This is a genomic window from Massilia sp. CF038 (genome assembly GCF_900129765.1).
Lineage (GTDB): Bacteria > Pseudomonadota > Gammaproteobacteria > Burkholderiales > Burkholderiaceae_D > Telluria_A.
In genome coordinates this window covers 509,649-535,181 of sequence record NZ_FQWU01000001.1, presented here as the reverse complement: position 1 = coordinate 535,181, position 25,533 = coordinate 509,649, and the positions used below count along the sequence as shown (strand labels likewise).

General features: G+C 60.4%; 18 protein-coding genes. 11 read left to right on the top strand and 7 right to left on the bottom strand.

The genetic code is table 11. From position 1 onward, the window contains the following. Positions 1-25: 25 nt before the first annotated feature. The 5 genes from BUC24_RS02340 to cqsA all read right to left on the bottom strand — a co-directional run bounded on the left by BUC24_RS02340 (position 26) and on the right by cqsA (position 8,346). On the bottom strand, positions 26-4,051 hold the full coding sequence (locus tag BUC24_RS02340; RefSeq protein WP_073212468.1) for a response regulator: 4,026 nt from the start codon (positions 4,049-4,051) through the stop codon (positions 26-28). A 6-nt stretch (positions 4,052-4,057) separates the two neighbouring features. After that, a complete protein-coding gene (locus BUC24_RS02335; RefSeq protein WP_073212467.1) occupies positions 4,058-5,215 on the bottom strand; it encodes a response regulator in 1,158 nt (385 codons plus the stop codon). Between the two features lie 157 nt (positions 5,216-5,372). After that, positions 5,373-6,683 carry a DNA recombination protein RmuC gene (rmuC, locus tag BUC24_RS02330; protein ID WP_073212466.1) on the bottom strand — a complete coding sequence of 437 codons (1,311 nt, stop codon included), beginning with the start codon at positions 6,681-6,683 and terminating at the stop codon, positions 5,373-5,375. Further along, entirely contained in the window at positions 6,684-7,082 is a 399-nt protein-coding gene (locus tag BUC24_RS02325; RefSeq protein ID WP_073212465.1) for a group II truncated hemoglobin, read from the bottom strand. It lies immediately after the preceding gene. 19 nt (positions 7,083-7,101) lie between these two features. Further along, positions 7,102-8,346, bottom strand: a complete 1,245-nt coding sequence (gene cqsA / locus BUC24_RS02320) for an alpha-hydroxyketone-type quorum-sensing autoinducer synthase (RefSeq protein ID WP_073212464.1) — start codon at positions 8,344-8,346, stop codon at positions 7,102-7,104. 166 nt (positions 8,347-8,512) lie between these two features. Here cqsA and BUC24_RS02315 point away from each other — a divergent pair, with 166 nt between their 5' ends. Then, a complete protein-coding gene (locus BUC24_RS02315; protein WP_073212463.1) occupies positions 8,513-9,817 on the top strand; it encodes a sensor histidine kinase in 1,305 nt (434 codons plus the stop codon). Positions 9,818-9,830: 13 nt separating this feature from the next. Next, complete coding sequence (locus BUC24_RS02310) at positions 9,831-10,826, top strand: response regulator (protein WP_073212462.1); 996 nt, start codon at positions 9,831-9,833, stop codon at positions 10,824-10,826. A gap of 10 nt (positions 10,827-10,836) precedes the next feature. Here BUC24_RS02310 and BUC24_RS02305 read toward each other — a convergent pair whose 3' ends face one another. Then, the gene (locus BUC24_RS02305; RefSeq protein WP_073212461.1) at positions 10,837-13,368 is read right to left on the bottom strand and encodes an ABC transporter permease; all 2,532 of its coding nucleotides are present in this window, start codon (positions 13,366-13,368) and stop codon (positions 10,837-10,839) included. A 6-nt stretch (positions 13,369-13,374) separates the two neighbouring features. Continuing rightward, positions 13,375-14,382 carry an adenosine deaminase gene (locus BUC24_RS02300; RefSeq protein WP_073212460.1) on the bottom strand — a complete coding sequence of 336 codons (1,008 nt, stop codon included), beginning with the start codon at positions 14,380-14,382 and terminating at the stop codon, positions 13,375-13,377. Between the two features lie 575 nt (positions 14,383-14,957). Here BUC24_RS02300 and BUC24_RS02295 point away from each other — a divergent pair. The 9 genes from BUC24_RS02295 to BUC24_RS02255 all read left to right on the top strand — a co-directional run bounded on the left by BUC24_RS02295 (position 14,958) and on the right by BUC24_RS02255 (position 25,475). Next, a complete protein-coding gene (locus BUC24_RS02295) occupies positions 14,958-16,880 on the top strand; it encodes a PrkA family serine protein kinase (protein ID WP_073212459.1) in 1,923 nt (640 codons plus the stop codon). A gap of 73 nt (positions 16,881-16,953) precedes the next feature. After that, positions 16,954-18,222 (top strand): YeaH/YhbH family protein, encoded by a 1,269-nt coding sequence (locus tag BUC24_RS02290; RefSeq protein WP_073212458.1) that lies wholly within the window; start codon positions 16,954-16,956, stop codon positions 18,220-18,222. A 24-nt stretch (positions 18,223-18,246) separates the two neighbouring features. Then, the gene (locus BUC24_RS02285) at positions 18,247-19,773 is read left to right on the top strand and encodes a SpoVR family protein (RefSeq protein ID WP_073212457.1); all 1,527 of its coding nucleotides are present in this window, start codon (positions 18,247-18,249) and stop codon (positions 19,771-19,773) included. Between the two features lie 681 nt (positions 19,774-20,454). Next, on the top strand, positions 20,455-21,111 hold the full coding sequence (locus BUC24_RS02280) for an energy transducer TonB (RefSeq protein WP_073212456.1): 657 nt from the start codon (positions 20,455-20,457) through the stop codon (positions 21,109-21,111). A gap of 86 nt (positions 21,112-21,197) precedes the next feature. Continuing rightward, complete coding sequence (locus BUC24_RS02275) at positions 21,198-22,130, top strand: MotA/TolQ/ExbB proton channel family protein (protein ID WP_218606476.1); 933 nt, start codon at positions 21,198-21,200, stop codon at positions 22,128-22,130. 5 nt (positions 22,131-22,135) lie between these two features. Further along, positions 22,136-22,573, top strand: coding sequence for an ExbD/TolR family protein (locus BUC24_RS02270; RefSeq protein WP_073212455.1), 438 nt, complete (start codon positions 22,136-22,138; stop codon positions 22,571-22,573). A 72-nt stretch (positions 22,574-22,645) separates the two neighbouring features. Continuing rightward, positions 22,646-23,074, top strand: a complete 429-nt coding sequence (locus BUC24_RS02265) for an ExbD/TolR family protein (protein WP_178372467.1) — start codon at positions 22,646-22,648, stop codon at positions 23,072-23,074. 65 nt (positions 23,075-23,139) lie between these two features. Further along, the gene (locus BUC24_RS02260; protein WP_229447971.1) at positions 23,140-24,384 is read left to right on the top strand and encodes a tetratricopeptide repeat protein; all 1,245 of its coding nucleotides are present in this window, start codon (positions 23,140-23,142) and stop codon (positions 24,382-24,384) included. Between the two features lie 122 nt (positions 24,385-24,506). Next, positions 24,507-25,475 carry a bifunctional riboflavin kinase/FAD synthetase gene (locus tag BUC24_RS02255; protein WP_073212453.1) on the top strand — a complete coding sequence of 323 codons (969 nt, stop codon included), beginning with the start codon at positions 24,507-24,509 and terminating at the stop codon, positions 25,473-25,475. The last annotated feature ends 58 nt before the right edge of the window (positions 25,476-25,533 follow it).

Genomic DNA, 25,533 nt, shown 5'->3' with positions numbered 1-25,533 from the left:
CCGCTTCGGGTCACTGTTGCGCCAATCACCACGAAGGTTCGTCAAGCAGCACCAGCGCTTCATCAAAATCGAAACGTTCTACACGCTCGCTGACCTGGCGCAGCCGCGCTGCGAGCGGATGGGCGCCGATCAGAGCTTCCAGTTCAATCAGCGCATCCATTGCGGCAGTGTCGCTCTCTGCCAGTAGCTTTGCGAGCCGGGACACCAGGACTGACACCGCGGCAGGATCTGCTTGCGGCGACACCGCTGCCGCGTTCTGGGTCAGGTCCAGTGCATCAAGTCCGACAATCACGGGCGCCAGCTCGCGTTCAACCTCACCTTGCAAATACAGCAGGCGCGCGCGATCGTCGCCGTCGAGGCAAGCTTGTTCCAGCGCTCCGGCAGCGGCAGCAATCGCGCGCGCACCGATGTTGCCTGCCGTGCCGCGCAGTGTATGCGCGACTCTGGCAGCAGCGCCCGCGTCGCTGCTTCCCAGCGCCTGTTCAAAGTCCGCCATGAAGTTGCCATGCGTCTCGCGGAACATGCCAAGCATGCGTTGGTACAGTTCTTCTCTCCCCATGCACGTGGCCAGGCCAGCTACGGCATCGATCCCCGCAGGCAGCGGTGGCACCGCGCTACGCGGAGCCAGCGCTGACTCAGGCGGCATCGGCGTCTGCCAGATCGGCGTGATCCATTTGGCCAGGGTCGCAAACATGACATCGACATTGAGCGGCTTGGAAATGTGATCGTTCATGCCGCTGTCAATCGCCTTGTCGCGGTCACCGTCCATTGCGTTGGCGGTCATCGCAATCACCGGCAGGGTGGCAAAGCGAGGCTGCTCGCGCAGCAGCCGGGTGGCGGTATAGCCGTCCATGACCGGCATCTGGCAATCCATCAAAATGCCGTCGAAGGCGGCATCGATGGCCAGCATGTCAAGCGCCTGCTGGCCGTCGCCAACGACGATCAGTTCAATGCCAGCGCTGGCCAAAAGATCGCGCGCCAGTTCCTGGTTCATCTCATTGTCTTCCACCAGCAGCAGGCGCGCACCTGACAATCGCGCCATGGCCGATGCGCCCTGATCCTGGCGCTCGGTCTGGCGCGTGGCGCCGATGCGGCCGATACCCCGTACTTCGCCGATGGCTTCAAGCAGGGTCGATGGTGTCACTGGCTTGGTCAGCACTGACGGCAGCGCTACCTGTTGCCGCTGCGCCTCCTCCTGGGCCTCGTCGCGTCCAAATGCAGTCAACATGATCACCGCTGGCACCTTGGCCAGCGTCCCGGTCTGCATTTCACGCAATGCCGCGACCCCATCCATGACCGGCATCTTCCAGTCCAGCAGAATCAGATCGTAGGGCAATGCGCGCCGTTCCGCCTCCGCCATCCGGTGCAGAGCCACGTGGCCGTTTTCCGCCACGTCCACTTCCAGACCAAAACTGCTCGCCATGGTGGACAGGATTTCGCGCGCGCTGGCATTGTCATCCACTACCAGCACCCGCATCCCCAGCAATTCGTCGGCCTTGAACATGCGCCGCGCCTGCACATCTTCCTGCACCCCGAACCAGGCATGGAAGTGGAAGGTCGAGCCCTTGCCGGTCTCACTGTCAACCCAGATCCGGCCATCCATCAGTTCCACCAGTTTTTTCGAGATGGCCAGCCCAAGCCCGGTCCCGCCATACTTGCGCGTGGTGGACGTGTCGGCCTGGCTGAACGACTGGAACATGCGCGCGCATTGTTCGGGCGACATGCCAATGCCGCTGTCCTTGACCCAGAAATGCAGTTCGACTCTGCCTTCCGCCTCCGCCACCACTTCGGCGCCCACCACAATCTCGCCCGTCTCGGTGAACTTGGCGGCGTTGTTGCCCAGGTTGATCAGCAACTGGCCCAGGCGCAGCGGGTCGCCGATCAGCGAGGTAGGCAGGTCCGCAGCGGTGGCAAACAGCAGTTCGAGGCCCTTCTCTTCCGCCTTCATGCCGATCATGCTGGCGAAGTTGTCCAGCACATCTTCGAGCCGGAAGCCGATTTTTTCCACCGTCATCTTGCCTGCTTCGATCTTCGAGAAGTCGAGGATATCGTTGATGATCCCCAGCAGATTCTCCGCCGAGCGGTGTACTTTCTCCACGTAGTTGCGCTGCTTGGTATCGAGGTCGGTGCGCAGCGCGAGATGGCTCATGCCGATGATCGCATTCATCGGTGTGCGGATTTCATGGCTCATATTGGCCAGGAAATCGCTCTTGGCGCGCGTGGCCTCTTCGGCGATTTCCTTGGCCCGCACGACTTCCGCTTCGGCCAGCTTGCGGTCGCTGATGTCGCGCACCGAGGCGCATACGCACACGCCGCGCTCTTCCACCGCTGGCAGGCGTGACAGGCCAATCTCGACCGAGAACAGGCTCCCATCCTTGCGCAGGCCGTACAGATCGGCATTAACGCCGCCCAGCTGGCGCGCGCCACCTGCCTCGATCAGCGCCTTGTGCGCCGATATATACGCAGTGCGCGCCGGGCGCGGCACCAGCGTCTCGATCGGCTGGCCGATCAACTCGCCGTCGGCGTAACCGAACAGTTTGTCCAGCTGCGGATTGCTCAGCATGATGCGGCCATCCGCATCAGCCACCATCATGCCGTCTGGTGCGGCCTTGATGATGCCGCGGTACCAGGCCTCGGTGGCCTTGAGTGCGACCTGTTGCGATTCCAGTTCGGCGGCCTGCTGCTCAACTCGGCGTGCCTGCGCCTCGATGTCGGCTGCCTGGCTGCGTGTTTGCTCAAGCAGGGTTTGCACTGCCTCGTTGCGCGCCATGATCTCCATGGTCACGGCCAGCTTGGGCAAGAGCGCTTCGAGCAGCATGTTCTCGGCTTCGCCCGGGGCCTCGAAGCCGGCCAATTCGAGCACCCCGATCAGGCGGCCCGCGTGCACCAGCGGCTGCACCTGTACATGCTGTGGCGCGGCCTGGCCCAATTGCGAAGCAATCGGCAGGTAGTCGGACGGGACCTGCTTGAATACACGCGGCTGCAAATCCAGCGCGCATTGCCCCAGCAAACCGCTGCCCGGCATCAGCTCGGCCGGTGCCGGCCGCGCGGCGTCGACAGCGTGGCTGGCGCCCAAAGTCAGCGCAGTCTTGCCTTCTTCATGTGTGTACAACACGCCGTGGCCAGCCTTGAGCAAGGGCGCCACCAGGCTGAGAAACCGCTGGGCCGCTTCGCGCGGCGTGGCCAGCTGCTGCAATTCGGTCTGGATCGTCGCTTCCTGCGACTTGACCCAGCGTTGGGTCTCCAGTTGGCGCGCCTCGGTCTGCAAAAGGGCAATGGCGCGTGCCAGGTCGCCAGTCTCGTTCTTGAAATCGGTGTGCGGAATGCTGCCGTGCAGGCGCCCAGCGGCCAATTCGTCCACCGCCCTGCGCACCCGCTGGATCGGCATGCGAATCGAACGGCTGATTAGCCAGGCCAGCATCAGCGCCAATGCCAGCCCGCCGCCCAGCAAGGCAAAGGTGAAGATATTGCTGCGGTCGGCCAGCCGGCCGAAGCGGGTCAGCGTGTCGCGTACCGTGGTCTCCTTGACCGACTCGATCTCGGCCAGCTTCTGGTCAGCGTCGTCGGCCAGTTGACGGAAACTGTCGTTGTCAATCAACGCTTGCGCCGTCTCCTGGTCCTGCTGGCCACTGAGCTTGAGTGCATCTTCACTGATGCGGTCAATGCGCGCCAGGCTGGTCTCGAATTCGCGCAGGCGCACTACATTGGCCGGCAAGAACAGCGTCGAGCGCGACGCATCGAGTGCCGTATGCAGCTGCAGCCGCGCCAGGTCAAGCTGGCGTGTCGCTTCATCGCGCCCCACCCGACCACGTGCATTCATGGCCTTGTACACAGCCAGTTCCTGGCGTGCCAGGTGGATGCGCACTTCCTTGATCTGCGAAATGCCGACCATGCCTTCCTGCTGCAGACGCTGGGTATCGCGCCGTAAAATGTTTTGCGCTGCCAGACTTTGCAGGCCCAGCGCGAGCGCCAGCAACAGTAACGCGCTGAATCCCACCGTCAGCTTTTTTTGCAGGGAAAGGCGTTCCAGAAAATCGAGTACGGTCGTCATGATCGATCAGGCAGATGGCAGTGCATGAGCCAGCGCCACCGCTTTTTCGGCGATGTCGTTGTCACTGTCGGCAAACCGTGCGGCGATGTCCTGGAACCGCGGCAGGCAAGTCTCGAAGGCGTCGCAGATATCGGGATCGAAGTGACTGCCGCGCCCATCAAGAATGATCTGCACCGCCTGCGCGTGCGGCATGCCCTCCTTGTACACGCGCCGGCTGATCAGGGCGTCGTAGACGTCGGCCACTGCCATCAGGCGGGCCGAAATGGGAATCGCGTCACCGGCCAGCCCTTCGGGATAACCGCTGCCATCCCACTTTTCCTGGTGGCCGTAAGCGATCTCCTTGGCCAGGCGCAGAAACTCCACATCCATGCCCAGTTGGGCTTCGGCGTGGGCAATGGCGTCACGTCCCAGCGTGGTGTGGGTCCTCATGACCTCGAATTCTTCCGGCGTGAAGCGGCCAGGTTTCAGCAGAATGCGGTCGGGAATACCGATCTTGCCGATATCGTGCAAAGGCGCCGACTTGAACAGCAGCGCAATGGTCGCATCGTCCAGGTAGGCCGCAAAGCGCGGGTGGCTGCGCAAGGCATTGGCCAGCACCTTTACATAGTGCTGGGTGCGGCGGATATGGTTGCCTGTCTCGTTGTCGCGCGTTTCAGCAAGCGAGGCCATGGCGTGGATAGTGACATCCTGGATCGCCACTACTTCGCGCGTGCGGCGCTGTACTTCCTGCTCCAGGAACTCGTTCTTGTCGCGTAAAAAATCCGCTGCGGCCTTGACCTTGAGCTGGGTCTCGACCCGCGCCAGCGCCACCGGCGGACTGATTGGCTTGGTGATGTAATCGGCTGCGCCCAGTTCCAGGCCGCGCGTCTCGTCTTCGCTGCTGGCCATCGCAGTCAGGAAGATGATGGGAATGTCGCGCGTGGCCGGGTCCAGCTTGAGCAGGCGCGCCACCTCGTGCCCGGACAGACCGGGCATCATGATGTCGAGCAGGATCAGGTCCGGGTGGGGCAACTGGACGGCGATGCGCAAGGCCTTGTCGCCGTTGTTGGCCGCCTTGACGAGGTAGCGGTCCTTCAGCAGATTACTCATCAGCATCAGGTTATCCGGCGTGTCGTCCACCACCAGGATGATGGGTTTTTGCGGGAAGTCGGTGGTTCCAGGCATGACGGCACTCCAGGGTGAGGGCGCGATGCAAAGAGCGGAACCCGGACCATGACTGCCAGCTGTATTGACCGGACTACGCCATCAGTTTTCTAATGCAATTAGATAAAGATAGCATGGGATTGCCATTTGGTCACTTGGTATTATGGAAATATTTCAGCTACTCGGCGTCATCGATTTGCGGTCCCAGCATGAGCTGCGCCGCCTCGCTCGGCAGCGCTTCCACCGACTTGAGCTTGCGCGCCATCTGACGGCTGCGCACTTCGGCGCTTTCGATATTCTTGGCCGCTTTTTCCAGCGTCAGACGGGTTTGACTGAGGACATCGCCAAATTTGCCAAACTCGGTTTTGACCGCGCCCAGTACCTGCCACACCTCGGACGAGCGCTTTTCCAGCGCCAGCGTACGGAAACCCATCTGCAAACTGCTCAAAATCGCCGCCAGGGTGGACGGCCCCGCGATGGACACGCGCAAGGTGCGCTGCAAATCGTCGGCCAGACCGGGCCGGCGCATCACTTCTGCGTACAAGCCTTCGGTGGGCAGGAACAAAATCGCAAAGTCGGTCGTCTGTGGCGGCGACAGATATTTTTCGCAGATGGTCTTCGCTTCCAGGCGCACGGCCCGTTCCAGCTCGCGCCCCCCCTGCGCCACGCCTTCGGCATCGGCGCGCTCGGCAGCTTCCACCAGGCGTTCGTATTGCTCTTTCGGGAATTTGGCGTCGATCGGCAGCCACACCGGCGCCCCGCCCTCAGTCTGCCCCGGCAGCTTGATGGCAAACTCCACCCGCGCCCCGGTACCGGCCACGGTTTCCACATTCTTGGCGTACTGGTCGACCGTGAGCACCTGCTCGAGCAGCATTTCAAGCTGCACTTCACCCCAGGTACCGCGCGTCTTGACGTTGGTGAGCACGCGCTTCAGGTCGCCCACACCAATGGCCAGCTGCTGCATTTCGCCCAGCCCCTGGTGCACCTTTTCCAGCCGCTCCGACACCTGGCGGAACGATTCGGTCAGGCGCGTTTCAAGTGTGGCATGCAGTTTTTCGTCGACCGTCTTGCGCATTTCTTCCAGCCGCGTGGCATTGTCGGTCTGCAGATCGCGGATTTTTACTTCCAGCGTGGCGCGCACTTCCAGCAGGCGCTGTGCGTTCGATTCAGTCAGCGCGGTCAGATTCTGGGTCATGCTGTCGCTGAAGCGCTTGAGGGTGGTGGCCTGCTCTTCGCGCGCGCTGATGCTGCCCAGGTTGATCTGCTGGCGCATGCTGTCAAGCTGCTGCACGGTGGCCGCGTGATACTGTGCCAGCGTGGCGGCCAGCTCCTGGCGCGTGGCCTGGGCACTGGCCTGGGTTTCCAGGCGCAGTTCGCGCTCGATCCGTTCCAGCCCCGCGCTGGCGCCCTTGTGCAGGTAGGCCGCCAGTTGCAGCAGCAGGACCAGCGCCACCGCGCCGGCCAGAATGTAGAAGTGAGTGTCGGTCATCTAGTCGGCTTTGTTGCGCATCCAGTCGGCAGTCTGATAAAACGATTCCATCAGACGCAGGCGCAGCGCTTCGTCAATGCCGATGTCTTCCATGGCGCAGGCCATGGCGCGCAGCCATTGATCGCGCTCGCTGCTGCCGATGGCAAACGGCAGGTGGCGCGCGCGCAGGCGCGGGTGCCCGAACTGTTCCACGAACAGGTCGGGCCCGCCCATCCAGCCGGACAGGAACATGAACAGCTTGTCGCGCGAACCGTCCATCGAACCCGGGTGCAGGGCGCGAATGCCCGCGAACTCGGGTTCGAGTTCCATCAGATCGTAGAAACGGTCAACCAGCTCGCGCACGCGCGCCTCGCCGCCAATTACACTGTATAAGGTTTGTGGTTCATCCATGGCCGCCATGATACTCCGGCGGCTCCTGTCATACCAGCGTCAGACGGTGCTGGCGTTTGGACGAGGACCAGCCTTCCAGATCGACTTCGTGGCGCATGTCGGCGCAGGCGTCGAGCAGGCGCGCAATCTGCTGCGCGCTCAGGCCGGCGTTGAGCGTGAGCCGCACGAGGGAACGGTTTTTGGCTGTGGCTGGCGCACAAAACACGGCGCCGTAAATGCCGCGCCGTTCCAGTGCCTTGCGCAGCACCAGCGTTTTCGGTTCCGGCCCCGCCTCCAGCGCCACGATTTGTTCGCTGCCATCGTCGATGTTGTAGCCCAGGCCACGCAAGCCTTCGCGCACCTGGGTGGTCACATCGCGCAGCGCGGCGCGCTGTGCGTCGGCGGCGCTGATGAAATCGAGCGCCGCATCGAACCAGGCCAGTTCATGCTCGAGCAGGCAGGAACTGAAAATCGCCGGACGCGACGCCGACAGGAAGTAACCCTTGAACTGGCTCGAACAGGTCAGAAAGCCGGCACGTCCGGCAAACGCCTTGGCCAGCGAAGCGGTGCGAAAGTGCACGCGCTCGGTCAGCCCAAGCTGCGCCACCAGGCCGGCCCCACGCGGGCCGTGGGTACCAAGCGAATGCGATTCGTCCACGATCAGGATGCTGCCGCTGCGTTCGGCGATCTCCACCACACGCTGCAAGGGAGCCACGCTGCCATTGGTGCTGTACAAGGCGTCCACCACGATGATGCCCGCCCCTTGCTTGTCCACCTGACGCTCCAGGTGCGCCGGATCATTGTGCAGGAAGGGCACCCCGATGGCCTGTGCCGACTGCACGCCTTCCCACAGCGAGGCGTGCGCCATCATATCCAGGTAGACCGGCACGCCGGGTCCGGCCAGCGTTTGCAGCAAGCCGACATTGGCAGCCCAGCCGGACTGCGCCAGGACCCCGTCCTCGGCCCCCATGTAGGCGGCAAATTTGGCTTCCAGCCGGTGCTGGCTGCTGCCCTCCTGCAGAAATACCGACGACATCAGCATGCCGGACTGGCTGCCAAGCAGACTGCGTGCCTGCGCCGCCAGCAAGTGCGGGTGATTCGAGATGTTCAGATAGTCGTTGCTAGCCAACATCACTGCGCCCGCTTCCGCCGGCTTCCACACGTGCAAATGTTCGCCGCCCAAGAGTTGTTGAACGCGGGTCACATAATGGGCATCCATACGGCGACGGACAAATTCGGGCATGCAAAGTTCTGCGCGGATGGCGGAAAACGATTGATTAGCAGCAAATGTCATGATGATTTCTCCAAAGAAAAATTGATCATTTTCTGCCCAGGCTTTTCAGCGCAGCTGCAACGTGCCTCCTTGTTGATCCATATCAAATTGCACCTAGTCAATTTGCGACACCATCCAGCTTGATTGAACGCAATTGAGATATATCAAGCACTTACGAAACGACAGAATGGCAAACTGGACCAGCATCGTCGAACCACTCAAGTGCCGGTTCCAGCACACCGTGCTGCGCTGGCGCCACCGTTATGAACGCCAGTTTGACGGCGAAACCTGGCGCTTTGTCGTCCTGTCGTGGGTGGGCTGCATTGGCATGCCGGCTTACTACGTGATCTGGACCTACTGGTTCCCCCAGCATTTCGACAGCCTGCTGCTGCGCCTGATCGGCGCGGCCCTGTGCCTGCCCGCGCCCTGGGCTGCGCGCCTGCTGTCCGGGCGCCTGCGCAGCACCTATCTGTTCATTGGCGTGACCTACGTCCTGCCCTTCCAGTTTGTCTTCCTGTATTTGATGAATCACGGCTCAGAAATCTGGGGCCAGTCGCTGCTGATCGCGCTGATCGTGCTGTTTCACTTCCCGTTTTTGTTCGCGCTTGCTTCGTTTGCCACAGGCGCCGTGGTGGCCGGTGTTTTGTTCGCCGTGGTCGGTGACGCGGCCGTGCTCACCAGCGAAGCGCTGCTGTCGCATCTGCCGGTGTACGCCTTCACGATTATCGTCATCTCCACTGCCAAGGTTGGGCGGCGCGTGCTGGCCAACGAAAAGCTGGCTGGCATGGCACAGGGACTGGCGACGGTATCGCACGAACTGCGCACGCCACTGGTCAGCGTCGACGCCAATGTGCGCGGCATTTCGCGCCGCCTGTCCGGCCCGGACAAACCAAGTGCCGCGGACCTGCATGAAATGCGCGAAGCCATGGCCCGCATCCAGCATGAAGTGCGGCACATGAATCACATGGTCGATCTGTTCCTGCTGTCTGCGCGCGCGGTGCGCGACCAGCTGGAGGCGGACGAGGAAGTATCAATGCAGGCCGTGGTCGAATCGGTCATCCGGCGTTACCCGTTCACGGCGCAGGCGCAGCGCGACGCGGTCCGGGTCGACATCCGGACCGACTTCACCTTTGCGGGCAAGCACGAACTGTCAGTGGTCATTCTGCTCAACCTGCTGCGCAACGCGCTCAAGGCGCTGCAGCGCGCCGGCAAGGGCCGGATCCGCATCGTGGTCGACGGCCGCCGCGACACACCACGCCTGCTGTTCATCGACACCGGCTGCGGCATTGCCGCACCCCAGCTGCCGCTGATCTTCAAGCGCTTTTATTCCTACCCGCCCAACTCCGGCTCCGGCATCGGCCTGGCTCTGTGCAAGGAGATCATCGACGCCTGGCGCGCCAGCATCCGCTGCGTGTCGCGCGAGTGGGCCTATACCATCTTCGTCCTTGAATTTCCCGGCCAGCCCGCGCGGCTGCAGGCCAACCCGAATTGATTGAGAGCGTGCCATGTCCCTGCCGATTTACCAGCACCCCAGCCTGACTGTATTGATTGATGATAGCGACAGCTTCCTGAAAAGCCTGTCGTTCCAGCTCGATCCCGCTCTGGCCAGCAAATCCTTCCACGACACGCGCAGCGCCATTGACTGGCTTGGCCAGCAGGACGGCGAGGGGCAGTACAGCGACGCGCTGCATGCCAGTTATGACACTTACCCCAACGCGCACGAGCAGTGCAACGTCGCTTTCGACATCGATCAGATTCATCGCATCAGCTTTCACCGCCAGCGCTTTGCCACGCCCTCGGTCCTGGTGGTGGACTATTCCATGCCGCAGATGAACGGGGTTCAGGTGTGCGAGGCCCTGCGCCATCTGCCCTGCAAAAAAATTCTCTTCACCGGGGTGGCGGATGAAAAAGTGGCAGTCGACGCGTTCAACCGCGGCCTGATTGACCGCTACATCAAAAAAAGCGACGAAGCCGCGCTCGACAAGCTGGAAGCGGAAATCGTCGCCCTGCAGCGCGAGTTTTTTGTGGCGCGCTCGGACTCCCTGCGCGACATGCTGGCCCTGCACAATTACGCCTTTGTCAGCGACCCGGCCTTTGCCGCGGTGGTGCGGGCACTGCTGCGCGAACACGGCATTGTCGAACACTATGTGTATTCGAACCCGCCCGGTATCCTCATGTACGACCATGAGGGCAATGCGCAGCTGCTGGTGGTGGAAACCGAAGCGAGCATGGATTCGCACTTTGAGGTGGCCTGCGACAACGATGCCCCTGATTCGCTGCTGACGGCCTTGCGCGAGCGCTGCATTGTGGCCTGGTTCCGCGGTGGCGATGGCCTGTACGCCAAAAGCTTTGCCAGCAGCTGGCACAAGCATGTGCAACCGGCGCGCCTGTGCCGCGGGAGCCAGAACTTCTACTGGGCCTTGTTCCCGCTTGCACCGGGCGAACTGACCGAGCCGGCCGCCTCGTTTGCCGACTTTTTGCGCACCCGCGAACTGGCGTAAATTACCTCACTTACGCTTCGCGCAGGGTTTGCAACGGTGGCTGGCGCAGTACGTTACGCAAACCAAGCCAGCCGCCAATCACGGCGCACAGGGCCCCGACCACCAGGCCGGCCAACCACACCATGGGGCTGAAGGTCCACGCAAACTTGAACTGGTAAGTCGCCAGGGCCCAGCCCAGCGCCGCCGCACCCGAGGCGGCGAGCATGCCCGACAAGCCGCCCACCAGCGAAAATTCGATCCACTGCGCGCGCGACAGCTGCTTGCGCGTGGCGCCCAGGGCGCGCAGCAGGCCCGATTCGCGGGTGCGCTCATCCTGCGAGCCCATCAACGCCGCGTACAGCACCAGTACCCCTGACGCCAGCGTGAACGTAAACAGGAATTCAACCGCCGTCACCACCTGGTCCAGCACTTCCTGCAACTGGCTGATGATGCCGCTGACGTCGATCACGGTCAGGTTCGGATAGCTGCGCGCCAGCTCGTTGGTCAATCCGCCGGCCGCAGGCGGCAGGTGGAAGGCCGTCATGTAGGTTTGCGAGGCCTGCGCCATGGCCGCTGGATTGATGATGACAAAGAAGTTGGCCCGCATCGATCCCCATTCCAGCTTGCGCAAGCTGGTGATGGTCGCTTCCACCGGCGTGCCGCCCACATCGAAGCGCAGCTTGTCGCCCAGCTTCAGGCGCAGTGTCTTGGCAATGCCCTGCTCGACCGAAGCCTCGGCCACGCCAGGTTTGTCGTCATACCATTTGCCGGCCACGATCTCGTTCGTCTCGGGCATGTCCCTGGTGGCCGACAGGTTGAATTCGCGGTCGGCCAGGCGCTGGGCGTTTTCTTCGGTGTAGGTGGTGGCGGTGACGGCATCGCCGTTGACGGCCGTCAGGCGGCCGCGGATCATCGGGTACAGTGTGACCTCCTTGATGCTGGCCGCGCTCAGGCGCTGCTCCAGGGCGGCCTTCTGGTCCGGCATGATGTTGATGACAAAGCGGTTTGGTGCATCGGGCGGGGTGGCGCTGCGCCAGGCTGTCATCAGGTCGCCGCGCACCACGGTCAGCAGCAGCAGCGCCATCAGCCCCAGCGCCAGCGACACCACCTGCACAATGGTGGCGCCGGGACGGCGCTGCAGCGACGTGACCGCAAAGCGCCAGGCCTGGCTGTCGACGGCGCCGCGCAGCGACTTGAGCGCCTTCAGCCCCAGCCAGCCGGCAGCGGCAAACAAGGCAAAGCCGGCCAAAAAGCCGCCTGCGGTCATGAGCGCCAGTTTGGCGTCGCCCGCCTGCCACAGCAGCAGGCCGGCAAACACGCACACCCCCAGGCCGTAGGTGGCCAGTGCCAGCGGCTTGGGCGCACTTTGCTCGCGCCGGATCACGCGGTTGTGCGGCACATTGCGCAGCTGGAGCACTGGCGGCAGGGCAAAGCCGACCAGCAGCAGCATGCCAGTGACCACGCCTTGCAGGGCCGGCAGTGCCGACACCGGCGGCAGCTCGGTCGTGAGCAGGGAGCCAATCAGCTGCAGCAGCACCAGATGGCCGCCAAAACCGACCAGCACCCCGAGCACGCTGCCGGCCAGACCCACCAGGGCAAACTCGGTCAGGTATAACAGCGTGACCTGGTTCTGGGTCAGGCCAAGGCAGCGCAGCATGGCGCAGGCGTCGAGATGGCGCAGCATGAAGCGGCGCGCCGCCATGGCCACCGCCACTGCCGCCAGCATGGCCGACAGCAGGCCAACCAGGGACAGGAAACGGTCGGCCCGGTCCAGGGTATTGCGCATTTCGGGGCGGCCGTTTTCAAGCGACTCGACCCGCACGCCACGGATTTTGTCCGTCTCGATCTGCTGCTTGATCCAGGTTTCGAAGGCGCTCACGCTGGTGTTGTCGTTGATGGAGGGCGCCGCCACCTGCAGGCGGTAGGTCACGCGCGAACCGTTGTCGACCAGGCCAGTTGCCGCCAGATCTTCCAGGGCAAACATGACGCGGGGGGCGAAGTTGGCAAACGAGGGTCCGCGATCCGGCTCACTGGCGATTAGCTGCGCAATGCGGAACTGCTTGTCGCCCACCTGGATGGTGTTGCCCACGCTGGTGCGCAAGGCCGTCAGCACGTTCAGGTCGACCCATACCGTGCCCGGTGCCGGCGTGGCCTCGGTCTTGCTGCCCTGGCCGGCGCCGGCCTGGAGCGGATCGCTGGTGATCTTGAGTTGACCGCGCAGGGGGTAGCCGGGCGAGACCGCCTTGATCGATGCCAGCTGGGCCATGGACTGCTCGCCCTCGCCGCTCTGGGCCATGCTGGGGAAGGTGACGGTGTCGGCCAGAAGCAAACCACGCCGCACGGCTTCGGCGCGCCAGGCGGGCGCGATCGGGTTGTCGGCATTGATCAGCAGATCGGCGCCCAGCAACTGGTGCGCGTCACGGTTGAGGCCGCTGCGCATGCGGTCAATAAAGAAGCCGACCGCCGACAGGGCCGATACCGCCACGATCAGGGCGATCAGGAGAAAACGCAGTTCACCGGCGCGCCAGTCGCGCGCGGTCATGCGGAACGATTGCAGCAGCATGGTGTCCTAGAGGGTAGAGAAATAGTGATCGACTTCGTCGAGGTGGCGCTGGCGCGCCTGCGGGTCAATAAACGCAGCGGTAAAGCTGTTGCGGGCCAGCTGGCGCGCGTGCGCGGCCGTCAAAGGCAGGGCGTCGCACACGGCGAGGAAATTGGCATTCATATAGCCGCCAAAATAAGCCGGATCGTCCGAATTGACGGTGGCCGCCAGACCGGCATCGAGCAGCGTAATCAAGTTGTGCGCACTCATATCGTCAAACACCCGCAACTTCACGTTGGACAGCGGGCACACCGTCAGAGCAATTTGCTCGCGCGCCAGGCGCGCCACCAGCGCCGGGTCTTCCAGGCAACGCACGCCATGGTCGATGCGCTCCACGTTCAGTACGTCAAGCGCCGTTTCAATATAGGCTGGCGGGCCCTCTTCGCCCGCGTGCGCCACCAGATGCAGACCCAGCGTGCGGCAGCGCTCGAACACGCGCGCAAATTTTTCCGGCGGATGGCCGCGCTCGGACGAATCGAGCCCGACCCCAATGATCTTGTCCAGGTGGGGCATGGCCTGGTCCAGCGTGACAATGGCTTCGTCTTCCGACAAATGGCGCAGGAAGCACATGATCAGCGTGGCGCTGATGGGGGCGTCCTGGCAGGCGCGCCAGATGCCGTTGATCACGGTTTCAAAGGGCACCCCACGGGCGGTATGGGTTTGCGGATCGAAAAAGATTTCCGCATGGCGGACCTGGTCGGCATGCGCGCGTGCCAGATAGGCGGCGGTCATGTCGTAGAAATCCTGCTCCTGCAGCAAGACACTGGCCCCGGCGTAATAAATGTCCAGGAAGGACTGCAGGTCGCTGAATGCATACGCGGCGCGCAAGGCCTCGACCGAGGGATAAGCCAGCGCCACCCCATTTCTTTGAGCCAACTCAAAGATCAGTTCCGGCTCGAGTGACCCTTCGATGTGAATGTGCAATTCTGCCTTGGGCATCTGTTGCACGATGGTGCGGATCGCGGGTGTGGGCATTGCAAGGTCTCCGGGGAAGGGGTTGGACTGGCCAATCCGGCAAGTGTAGCGCAAGCGGCGCAATCGAATCGGCGCAGCCCGAAAAGTGTGACACGCGCACGATCTTCGTGCGCCATCCGCATCCAAGTTCGTGCAATATCGGGTGGCCAAAAGCAGATACGCCTTCGCTGTTTCCAACGCGCTTGAACCGGCCTTGAAAAAGCCATGTTCAAGCGTCATGACAGGCGCCTGCAACGGCCATTTCATGCCGTATTAATATTGACTTTTTTGTTTTGTAATCAATGACTTAAGCACGTTTTAAACATGCACGATACATTGCTTTGACATCCGCTACCATTAGGCACATAATAAATTTCATAGGCGTAAGAAACCCTTGCAGCACGCGCGAATCGCCGGAGAAATCCGGAACAAAAATAATCATCGTTATACGGTTTTTTGTTTCAGAATTTTGATGAAACAGCAGATCGATGTAATGAATAAAACAGAGGAGTACGCCAGCAAACGGCCTGACAGAATGCCAACGGTACGACTGCCAGTCAGAGTGATGTAGTGTTAGCCCACTAAAGGACATTCAAATGACCATTTTTGACAACTACGCAGCGCGCTACGAGCGTACCCGGGAAGAGGAATACTCCCTCTCCGAATATCTGGCACTGTGCAAAAAGGACAAACTGACCTATGCCAGCGCCCCGGAACGCATGCTGGCGGCAATCGGCGAGCCTACCCTGGTCGATACGCGTAACGACACGCGCCTGTCGCGCATCTTCGCCAACAAGGTCATCAAGATTTACCCCGCCTTCAAAGAGTTCTACGGCACCGAGGAAGTGATCGAGCAAGTTGTTTCCTACTTCCGCCATGCGGCGCAAGGGCTGGAAGAACGCAAGCAAATCCTGTATCTGCTGGGCCCTGTGGGCGGCGGCAAATCGTCGATTGCTGAAAAACTCAAGGTGTTGATGGAGCAAGTGCCCTTCTATTGCCTGAAAGGCTCGCCCGTCAATGAATCGCCGCTTGGCCTGTTCAACGAAGAGGAAGACGGCACGATCCTGGAAGAAGACTACGGGATTCCACGCCGTTATCTGCGCACCATTCCCAGCCCCTGGGCCGTCAAGCGCCTGCACGAATATAACGGCGACATCAACCAGTTCCGCGTGGTCAAGCGCTACCCATCGGTGCTCAAGCAGATCGCCATTTCCAAAACGGAACCGGGCGATGAGAACAACCAGGATATTTCTTCGCTGGTCGGCAAGGTCGATATCCGCAAGCTGGAAGATTACGCCCAGGATGATCCCGATGCCTACAGCTATTCGGGCGGGCTGTGCCTGGCCAACCAGGGGTTGATGGAATTTGTCGAGATGTTCAAGGCGCCCATCAAGGTCCTGCACCCGCTGCTGACCGCCACCCAGGAAGGCAACTACAAGGGCACCGAGGGCTTTGGCGCGATCCCGTTCGACGGCATCATCCTGGCGCACTCGAATGAGTCGGAATGGAAAACCTTCCGCAACAATCGCAACAACGAAGCATTCCTGGACCGGATTTATATCGTGAAGGTGCCGTACTGCCTGCGCGTGTCCGACGAGATCAAGATTTACGACAAGCTCATTCGCAATTCATCGCTGGAGTCTGCGCCTTGCGCGCCCGGCACCATGAAGATGATGGCCCAGTTCGCGATTCTGTCGCGCCTGAAAGATCCGGAAAACTCCAGCATCTTCTCGAAAATGCTTGTCTACGACGGTGAAAACCTCAAGGATACCGATCCCAAGGCGAAGTCCATGCACGAGTACGTGGACTACGCGGGCGTGGATGAAGGCATGAATGGCCTGTCGACCCGCTTTGCCTTCAAGATCTTGTCCAAGGTCTTTAACTTCGATAACACTGAAGTCGCGGCCAACCCAGTGCACCTCTTATATGTGCTGGAGCAGCAGATCGAGCGCGAACAGTTCCCGCCCGAAACCGAACAGCGGTATTTTTCCTATATCAAGGAACATCTGGCGCAGCGCTACGTCGAATTCATCGGCAAGGAAATCCAGACGGCTTACCTCGAAAGCTACTCTGAATACGGCCAGAACATTTTCGACCGCTACGTGACCTTTGCCGACTTCTGGATCCAGGATCAGGAATTCCGCGACCCGGACACAGGCGAAAGTTTCGACCGCGATGCGCTCAACAACGAACTCGAAAAGATCGAGAAGCCGGCCGGGATCAGCAACCCGAAGGACTTCCGCAACGAGATCGTCAATTTCGGTTTGCGGGCGCGGGCCACCAACGGCGGCAAGAACCCGGCGTGGACCAGTTACGAGAAGTTCCGAACCGTGATCGAGAAGAAGATGTTCTCGAACACAGAGGAACTGCTGCCGGTGATATCCTTTAATGCCAAGGCCAGCGCCGAGGATGCCAACAAGCACGCGGACTTCGTGGCGCGCATGGTGGAAAAAGGCTATACGGCCAAGCAGGTGCGCCTGCTGTGCGAATGGTATCTGCGTGTACGCAAGTCGTCGTAACGCGGCCGCGCGCCACCCTCCCCCATGGCGGGTGGCGCGCGGGAAGTAACAGGATTGAGGCAGGAGGCCCGTTTTGACTTATCTCATCGACCGACGCTTGCAGGGCAAGAACAAGTCAGCGATCAACCGAGAGCGCTTCCTACGGCGTTACAAGAGCCAGATCAAGGATGCTGTCGGGCGCGCCATCAAAGGCCGTTCGATCACCGATATCGAGAACGGCGAAAAAGTCTCGATTCCGGTCAAGGACGTCAACGAACCGAATTTCGGCCACGCCCACGGCGGCGTGTGGGAAACCATCAACCCCGGCAACAAGGAATACCAGAAGGGCGACCAGTTCAACCGGCCGCGCGGCGGCGGCGGTGCCGGCCGCGGCAAAGCCGGCAACAGTGACCAGACGTCGGAAGACGATTTCATCTTCGAACTGTCGCGCGAAGAATTCATGAATTACTTCTTCGAAGACCTGGAATTGCCAAATATGGTCAAGACCCAGCTGACCGCCACCACCGAATTCAAGAACCATCGTGCTGGCTACAATATGTCGGGCACGCCGTCGAATATCCACGTGCTGCGCTCGCTGCGCGGTGCGCTGGGCCGGCGCATTGCGGTGGGCGGCAGTTCACGCAAGAACTTGATTCACGCCGAGCGCGAGCTGCTGGCCCTGCTCGAAGAAGGCGTGGAGATGGACGATCCGCGCGTGCTCGAATTGAAGCATCTGATCCATCACCTGCATACCAAGCTGCTGGCGATTCCCTTCATCGATCCGTTCGACCTGCGCTACAGCAACCGGATCAAGGTGCCCAAACCCATGACCCAGGCCGTGATGTTCTGCATCATGGATGTCTCGGGCTCCATGGACGAGTCGCGCAAGGATACTGCCAAGCGCTTCTTTATTTTGCTGTACCTGTTCCTCAAGCGCGCTTACGACAAGATCGAGGTCGTGTTCATCCGCCATCACACGGCCGCGGCCGAAGTGGGCGAGGAAGAATTTTTCCATTCGCGCGAATCGGGTGGCACCGTGGTGTCTTCGGCCCTGCACTTGCTGACCAAGATCATTGGCGAGCGCTACGGCAGCGGCGCATGGAACAGCTACGTGGCCCAGGCCTCGGACGGCGACAACTGGGACAACGATTCGGTGCTGTGCAAGCAGCTCTTGATCAACACCATCATGCCTGCCGTCCAGTATTACACCTATGTCGAAATCACCGACGGGCCGCCACAAAACCTGTGGGACCAGTATGCCGAAGTGTCCGATCACCATCAGAACTTTGCGATGCAAAAGATCGTCACGCCGGCCGACATCTACCCCGTGTTCCGCGAGCTGTTTAAAAAGCAGCCCAAATAGCCGAACCCGCAGCAAGGAGCTTGCATGCCCAGAGACCCCAAACATCCGCGCGCCCTGCCCGAACAGTCGGAATGGACTTTCGACCTGATCGAGCACGCGCACGAAGAGATCCGCCGGGTGGCGAAGAGCTTTGGCCTCGACACCTATCCCAACCAGCTGGAAATCATCACCGCCGAGCAGATGATGGATGCCTACACCTCGGTGGGCATGCCGGTGTCGTACAACCACTGGTCGTTCGGCAAGCACTTCCTGTCGACCGAGAAAAGCTACAAGCGCGGGCAGATGGGCCTGGCCTACGAAATCGTCATCAATTCGAATCCCTGCATCGCCTATCTGATGGAAGAGAACAGCTTGACCATGCAGGCACTGGTGATCGCGCATGCTGCTTACGGGCACAATTCATTTTTCAAAGGAAACTATTTATTCCGCACCTGGACCGACGCTGACGCCATCGTTGACTATATGGTGTTCGCCAAAAACTATATCGCCGAGTGCGAGCAGCGCCATGGCATCGACGCGGTGGAGTTGCTGCTCGACTCTTGCCACGCCCTGCAGAACTATGGGGTGGATCGCTACAAGCGCCCGGCCAAGCTGTCGATGGCGCAGGAAAATGCACGCCAGAAGGAGCGCGAAGAATACGCCCAGTCGCAAGTAAATGCCCTGTGGCGCACGGTGCCGCGCCGCGATGAAGAGGCGGCCGACGCGCCACCGCCGCGCTTTCCGCCCGAGCCCGAAGAAAATCTGCTGTACTTCATTGAAAAGTATGCGCCGCTGCTGGAACCCTGGCAGCGCGAAATGGTCCGCATCACGCGCAAGATTTCCCAATACTTCTACCCGCAGCGCCAGACCCAGGTGATGAATGAGGGTTGGGCCACCTTCTGGCACTACACCATTTTGCAGGAGCTCTATAAAGAAGGCGTGGTCGGCGATGGCTTCATGCTCGAATTTTTGCAGAGCCACACCAATGTCGTGTATCAGCCGCCCGCCACCAGCCAGTACTACAGCGGCATCAACCCGTACGCGCTGGGCTTCGCCATGATGAGCGACATCCGCCGCATCTGCGAAGATCCCACCCCCGAAGACCGCGAATGGTTCCCCGACATTGCCGGGAGCGACTGGCGCAAGACGCTCGACTTCGCCATGCGCAACTTCAAGGATGAAAGTTTCATTGCCCAGTACCTCTCGCCCAAGCTGATTCGCGACTTCCACTTCTTTGCCGTGCTCGACGACGACAATAACGAGAAGCTGACCATCTCGGCCATTCATGACGAGCGGGGCTACCGCGAAGTGCGCCAGAAACTGGCGGACCAGTACAACCTGGGCAACCGCGAGCCAAACATCCAGGTGTGGCAAGTCAACACGCGCGATGACCGCGCTCTCACCTTGCGCCACAGCCAGTACCAGCGTCGCCCGCTGAACCAGCATGCCCAGGAAGTGCTCAAGCATGTGGCGCGTCTGTGGGGCTTCGATGTCCGGCTCGATACCGTTGACCCGGAGGGGAATGTGGTGAGCAGTCTTGAGTGCAAGCGCGAGAAGCGCAACCGTAACTGAACAAGACGACGGCGCGCTCGCGGGGCGGCGCGCTGTCGACATGGCATCGCAACAACGTTTCTTCCAACTCCTTCCCCGCCTGCCACCATCACGCAACACCATTTGCCATGTCCGCGCAAAAAACGCTAGGCATGGCACATCAATATGCTATATTGCTACCGTGATGACGGTCATTTCCCCTGCGTATAGCAGGGTGCGTCGCGCGGCCTCTGGCGGCGTCCCGGAAGCACCCGCAAACCCTGTTTGCGCGGCCTGACGGAACCCCCTGCCAAAGACTGCAAATCCGGACTTTCAATAGAACGCCCTGCATGACAAAAACTCGATATAGTTAGCATTATCGCCACGGCACATGCAAACTTTATTTGGTGTTTGAGGCTAGGCGCTAAAGAAGCGTCGACAAAACCTTCAATATTTCCTAATATTGGGTGGTAGAGGAAATACTCCACACGGTAAATGCACCGCGTATTGCTTTTATTGCTAGAAGATGCAGGTGGTCTTTTTGGAAACGGTTTCAAACCGGCTTTTCACCCCGTTTCGGGCCAGCTTTTTGGCATCAAAAAGGGGATGGTAAAAAACGCATACGTAGGTATAATTCGCCGACGTCCCGGACACGTCTCTAGGCTTCGTCGTGTTTTGTGGGTTTAGTTGCTACAAGAAGAGTTGGTATTGGAGAAAGCAGGCATGAATTTTTCGCACGAGAAGCAAACCGGGAAGAATTTCACTGGCATTGCGGTAGTCGTCTTGATCCACGCGTTGGTCATCTGGGGCCTCGTCAGCGGCCTGGGTACGCGCATGGTCACCAAGATGGCAGATGCGGTGGAAACCAAGATCATTGAGGAAGTCAAGCCTCCTCCACCAAAAGAAGTGCCGCCGCCACCGCCGCCGCCGGAAATGAAGGCACCTCCGCCGCCATTCATCCCGCCGGTTGAAGTGAACGTGCAGCAGCCACCACCAGTGCAAACGCCGATCGCGAACGTGTCGACGGCCAAGCCGGCAACCAACGATCTGGTCAAAACGCCGCCAGGCCCGACCACCGTCGCGCCGCCGTCAACTGGTTCGGTTCGCGTTGCAGCGGTTGCAGACTTCAACACCTGCGCCAAGCCAGAGTGGCCGAAAGCCTCGCTGCGCAACGAAGAAACCGGAACGGTCACCTTGTCGTTCCTGATTGGTACCGATGGTCGTGTTGCTGATTCGAAGGTCACCAAGTCGAGCGGCTTCCGCGATCTCGACCGGGCAGCCCTGACCGGTATTGGCAAGTGCCGCTTCAAGCCAGGTATGGTTGACGGCAAGCCTGAACAAGCGTGGATGCAAATGCAGTACGTCTGGACGCTGGAATAAAAACCGAGGTGATGTACAGCCTCACCCCATGATTTTCGTTGTCATTCTGTTCAGCGAACTGATTATTTTATATATTTGGAGGAAGCATGTTTAAGAATACCCGTTTGTCCGCTGTCCTGGCGGCTGTCCTGTTCTCGGTGTCGGCAATGTCGGCACTGGTTTCGGCTCCAGCATTCGCTGACGCTCCTGCTCCAGCGGCAACCGCACCTGCAGCTGACGCAGCACCTGCTGCCGACGCAGCCCCAGCACCAGCGGCTACCGAAGCAGCCGCTCCAGCTGCCGATGCCCCAGCAGTTGCGCCAGGCGCCAAAGAAGAAGTACACAACCCATACGGTATCGGCGCAATGTGGAACGAAGGCGACTTCGTCACCAAAGGCACCGCCATCATCCTGGGCCTGATGTCGATGGGTTCGTGGTACATCATCATCACCAAGCTGATCGATCAGATGAAGATCATGAAGCAATCGAAAGAAACCCAGGCCAAGTTCTGGAAAGCTTCGTCGATCGCAGCTGGTTCGGCCGCTCTGAAAGAAGGCAGCCCATTCCGCTTCATCGCTGAAACCGGCACCAAAGCCACTGTCCACCACGATGGCGCCCTGCTCGAACAAATCGATCTGTCGACCTGGGTGACGATGTCGATCCAGCGCGCTGTCGATAAAGTGCAATCGCGTCTGCAAGATGGTCTGTCGTTCCTGGCAACCGTTGGTTCGACCGCACCGTTCATCGGTCTGCTGGGTACCGTTTGGGGTATTTACAACGCGCTGACCGCCATCGGTATGTCGGGTAACGCATCGATCGACAAAGTAGCAGGTCCAGTGGGTGAAGCGCTGATCATGACCGCATTCGGTCTGGTGGTCGCAGTTCCTGCCGTTCTGGGTTACAACTGGCTGGTTCGTCGTAACAAGACCGCAATGGAAGATGTTCGCTCGTTCAGCGCCGACGTTCACTCGGTACTGATCTCCGGCGCAATGTCGACCAGCGAAGCTGGCCGCGCTGCCGGCGCTAAAAAGATCGGATAATTACCATGGGCATGAGCGTCGGCTCCGATAACGGAGCAGAAGATGCCGTCATGTCAGAAATCAACACGACGCCGCTGGTCGACATCATGTTGGTTCTGCTGATCATCTTCCTGATTACGAGCCCGGTTGTTCTGAAGCTGCAGAAGATTAACCTGCCTTCGGAGACCAACCAGGCATTGAAGCCTAAGCCAACCACGGTCAACATCGTTGTCAACAAAGATGGCGACATGTACTGGAACCAGAAGCGCCTGACCGACACGAACGAATTGTTCGAATTCCTGAAAAAGGAATCGGTCAAGCTGCCGCAACCTGAGGTACACGTTCGTGGCGACCAAGAAACACGCTACGAATTCGTTGGCAAGGTGATCTTTACGGCTCAACGTGCTGGTATCCAGAAGGTCGGCTTTATTACTGAACCGCCAGATAAAACTGCCGGTAAGTAATTAGCCCCTTCAGTCGCAGCGGCGGGTTCGCCCGCTGGCTGCGACGGGTCCCAACATTAGAAAGGAAACACCATGAGTATGAGCGTCGGTGCAACTGCCCCAGGGGCAGACCCGGAACCAATGATGGAAATGAACATGACTCCCTTGATCGACGTAATGTTGGTCTTGATTATCATGTTGATTATCACGATTCCGAAGCAGAACCACTCGGTCAATCTGAATATGCCAACGGGCAATCCACCGGCCAACCCGGTTGAACCTGTTGTCATCACGATCGACGTCGATTTCGACGGCACCATTCTGTGGGATAACGAAGTTGTTCCGAACCGCAAGGCACTCGACAACAAGCTGATGAGCGTGGCAGCAATGCCGGATCAGCCTGAAGTTCACCTGCGTCCGAACAAACTGGTTTCCTACAAATATGTTGCTGGCGTGATGGCCAGTGCCCAGCGTCTTGGCGTGACCAAGATCGGCATGGTCGGTAACGAGCAGTTCCAATAAGCGCTATTGCTAATAGACAAACGGCAGGGTCACCCTGCCGTTTGCTTTTGATTGAAAGATTCATAATGATCAAATCTCGCCTCGCCCACCTTGGCCTCGCAATGGCCGCACTTGGTTTCACCGCAGTAACCCCAGTTATCGGTCTGTCGACCGCCTACGCCGCCGAAACGGTGCGCGCAGAAATCGGCGGCCCATTGCAGGCTGCCCAGAAAATGATGAGCTCGGGTAACGCCAAAGGCGCCCTGGCCGAGCTGCGCAAGCTCGACAATGTCGGCAACAAGACCGCCAATGAATCCTATCTGATCGAGCGCGTGCGCGCTGCCGCGGCTTCGTCCGCCGGCGACTACGACACGGCAGCAAAATCGTTTGAAAACCTGATCAACTCGGGCAAGCTGTCCGCCGCTGAAAGCGCCAAGTTCTCCGAAGGCCTGGTCGGCATCTACATGCGCGGCAAGGAATACGGCAAAGCCAACGCTGCCATCAACAAGGCACTGGCCAAGGGCGACAGCCCGCAGCTGCGCGGCTACCTGATCCAGAACTACGTTTCGATGGGTAACATCAACGAAGCGATGAAGCTGCTCAACAACGACCTGCGCGCTGCTGAAAAAGCCGGCCGCGCGCCGCAGGAAGACCAGCTGAAAATGCTGGCCAATCTGCAAAACATGAGCGGCGACAAGCAGAACTACGTTGGCACCATCGAAAAGCTGGCCCAGCACTACCCACAGCGCACCTACTGGGAAGACTTGCTCAACCGCGTAGTCAGCAAGCCTGGCTTCTCCTCGCGCCTGAACATCGACGTGCTGCGCCTGAAACTGGCCAACAACCTGCTGAAAAAGCCGTCCGACTACATGGAACTGGCTCAGCTGGTTCTGCGTGATGGCGCGGCTGCCGAAGCGGTCAAAATCATCGAAAAAGGCTACAAGGCTGGCATTCTGGGCACCGGCGCCGACGCGGGCCGCCACCAGCGCCTGAAAGACCTGGCGGACAAGACCCTGGCTGACAACACCAAAAATCTTGCCACCAACGAAGCTGCACTGGTCAAGGCCGGCGACAACAATGGTTTGCTGAACCTGGGTTACGCCCTGGTACAGGCAGGCCAGGCCGACAAGGGCCTGAAGATGATGGAAGAAGCCATCAAGGCTGACGGCCTGCGCAATCCTGAAGACGCCAAACTGCGTCTGGGTGAAGCGTTCGCTGCCGCTGGCAAGAAACAGCAAGCCATTTCGACCCTGAAAACGGTCGGCGGCAAAGATGGTACGGCTGAACTGGCACGTTACTGGATCATGGCCATCAACCATCCAATGTCTTGATTGTCCCTCTGCTCTAGCAGCTCCCGAAAAGCGCTGCCTGCATCTTGCAGGCAGCGCTTTTTCGCTTTGACCGTATAATCTCTATTTCCAGTGTTTCACAACAGCTTACGTCACCCCAGCCCATGAAGGTATTTCGCGGACTTCCCAACGATCGCGCGCGCGCGCCTTGCGCTCTCACGATCGGCAACTTCGACGGTGTCCATCGCGGCCACCAGGCGCTGCTTGCGCGCGTGCGCGCGGCCGCCGACAGCCTGGGCATCGAAGCGGCAGTGATGACGTTCGAGCCGCATCCGCGCGAGTTTTTCGCCGAACGCGCGGGCGAACCGGGCCGTGCGCCGACCCGCATCGCCAACTTGCGCGACAAGCTCGAGTCGCTGGAAAACGCCGGTATCGACCGCGTCATCGTCGAACACTTCAACGCCCACTTTGCCGGCATGCCGCCAGAAGACTTCACCGGCCGCGTGCTGGTGGACGGCTTGCACGTCAAATGGCTGATGGTGGGCGACGATTTTTGCTACGGCGCCCGCCGCGCCGGCAATGTCGCCACCCTGATCGAAGCAGGCCGTCAGCACGGCTTCCAGGTCGAAACACTCAACACCGTGATGGAGGGCGCCGTGCGCGTCTCGTCCTCGGCTGTGCGCGCGGCGCTGGCCCAGGGCGACTTCAATCAGGCCAAGCAACTGCTCGGCCACGGTTACGCCATTTCCGGCCATGTGATCCACGGCCAGAAGCTGGGCCGCACGCTGGGCTTCCCTACCCTTAATTTGCGCGTGGCGCACCGCCCTGCCCTGGCCGGCATCTTTGTGGTGCAGGTGCATGGCCTGGCCGACCAGCCCTTGCCGGCCGTGGCCAGCCTTGGCGTGCGCCCCACCGTCGACGACAGCGGCCGCCAGCTGCTCGAGGTGCATGTCTTCGACTTTGCCCAGTCCTGCTATGGCAAAGTGGTGCGCGTCGAATTCCTGGAAAAGATCCGGGACGAAGAAAAATACAGCGACCTAACCACTCTCACGGCCGCCATCCACCGCGACGGCGAACACGCACGCGCCTACTTCAGGCGCGCCGGCGCCCTGACCGCCACCGACCGAATTTGACGACCGCCAGCGGCCACAGGCCGCACGCGCAGGTCCTTCCCGTATTCCAGATACACCT

What these genes read in the sequence shown, in the direction of transcription:
- BUC24_RS02340 (WP_073212468.1), bottom strand. Translation starts at nt 4,051, where the DNA reads ATGACGACCGTACTCGATTTTCTGGAACGCCTTTCCCTGCAAAAAAAG.
- BUC24_RS02335 (WP_073212467.1), bottom strand. Translation starts at nt 5,215, where the DNA reads ATGCCTGGAACCACCGACTTCCCGCAAAAACCCATCATCCTGGTGGTG.
- rmuC (WP_073212466.1), bottom strand. Translation starts at nt 6,683, where the DNA reads ATGACCGACACTCACTTCTACATTCTGGCCGGCGCGGTGGCGCTGGTC.
- BUC24_RS02325 (WP_073212465.1), bottom strand. Translation starts at nt 7,082, where the DNA reads ATGGCGGCCATGGATGAACCACAAACCTTATACAGTGTAATTGGCGGC.
- cqsA (WP_073212464.1), bottom strand. Translation starts at nt 8,346, where the DNA reads ATGACATTTGCTGCTAATCAATCGTTTTCCGCCATCCGCGCAGAACTT.
- BUC24_RS02315 (WP_073212463.1), top strand. Translation starts at nt 8,513, where the DNA reads ATGGCAAACTGGACCAGCATCGTCGAACCACTCAAGTGCCGGTTCCAG.
- BUC24_RS02310 (WP_073212462.1), top strand. Translation starts at nt 9,831, where the DNA reads ATGTCCCTGCCGATTTACCAGCACCCCAGCCTGACTGTATTGATTGAT.
- BUC24_RS02305 (WP_073212461.1), bottom strand. Translation starts at nt 13,368, where the DNA reads ATGCTGCTGCAATCGTTCCGCATGACCGCGCGCGACTGGCGCGCCGGT.
- BUC24_RS02300 (WP_073212460.1), bottom strand. Translation starts at nt 14,382, where the DNA reads ATGCCCACACCCGCGATCCGCACCATCGTGCAACAGATGCCCAAGGCA.
- BUC24_RS02295 (WP_073212459.1), top strand. Translation starts at nt 14,958, where the DNA reads ATGACCATTTTTGACAACTACGCAGCGCGCTACGAGCGTACCCGGGAA.
- BUC24_RS02285 (WP_073212457.1), top strand. Translation starts at nt 18,247, where the DNA reads ATGCCCAGAGACCCCAAACATCCGCGCGCCCTGCCCGAACAGTCGGAA.
- BUC24_RS02280 (WP_073212456.1), top strand. Translation starts at nt 20,455, where the DNA reads ATGAATTTTTCGCACGAGAAGCAAACCGGGAAGAATTTCACTGGCATT.
- BUC24_RS02275 (WP_218606476.1), top strand. Translation starts at nt 21,198, where the DNA reads ATGTTTAAGAATACCCGTTTGTCCGCTGTCCTGGCGGCTGTCCTGTTC.
- BUC24_RS02270 (WP_073212455.1), top strand. Translation starts at nt 22,136, where the DNA reads ATGGGCATGAGCGTCGGCTCCGATAACGGAGCAGAAGATGCCGTCATG.
- BUC24_RS02265 (WP_178372467.1), top strand. Translation starts at nt 22,646, where the DNA reads ATGAGTATGAGCGTCGGTGCAACTGCCCCAGGGGCAGACCCGGAACCA.
- BUC24_RS02260 (WP_229447971.1), top strand. Translation starts at nt 23,140, where the DNA reads ATGATCAAATCTCGCCTCGCCCACCTTGGCCTCGCAATGGCCGCACTT.
- BUC24_RS02255 (WP_073212453.1), top strand. Translation starts at nt 24,507, where the DNA reads ATGAAGGTATTTCGCGGACTTCCCAACGATCGCGCGCGCGCGCCTTGC.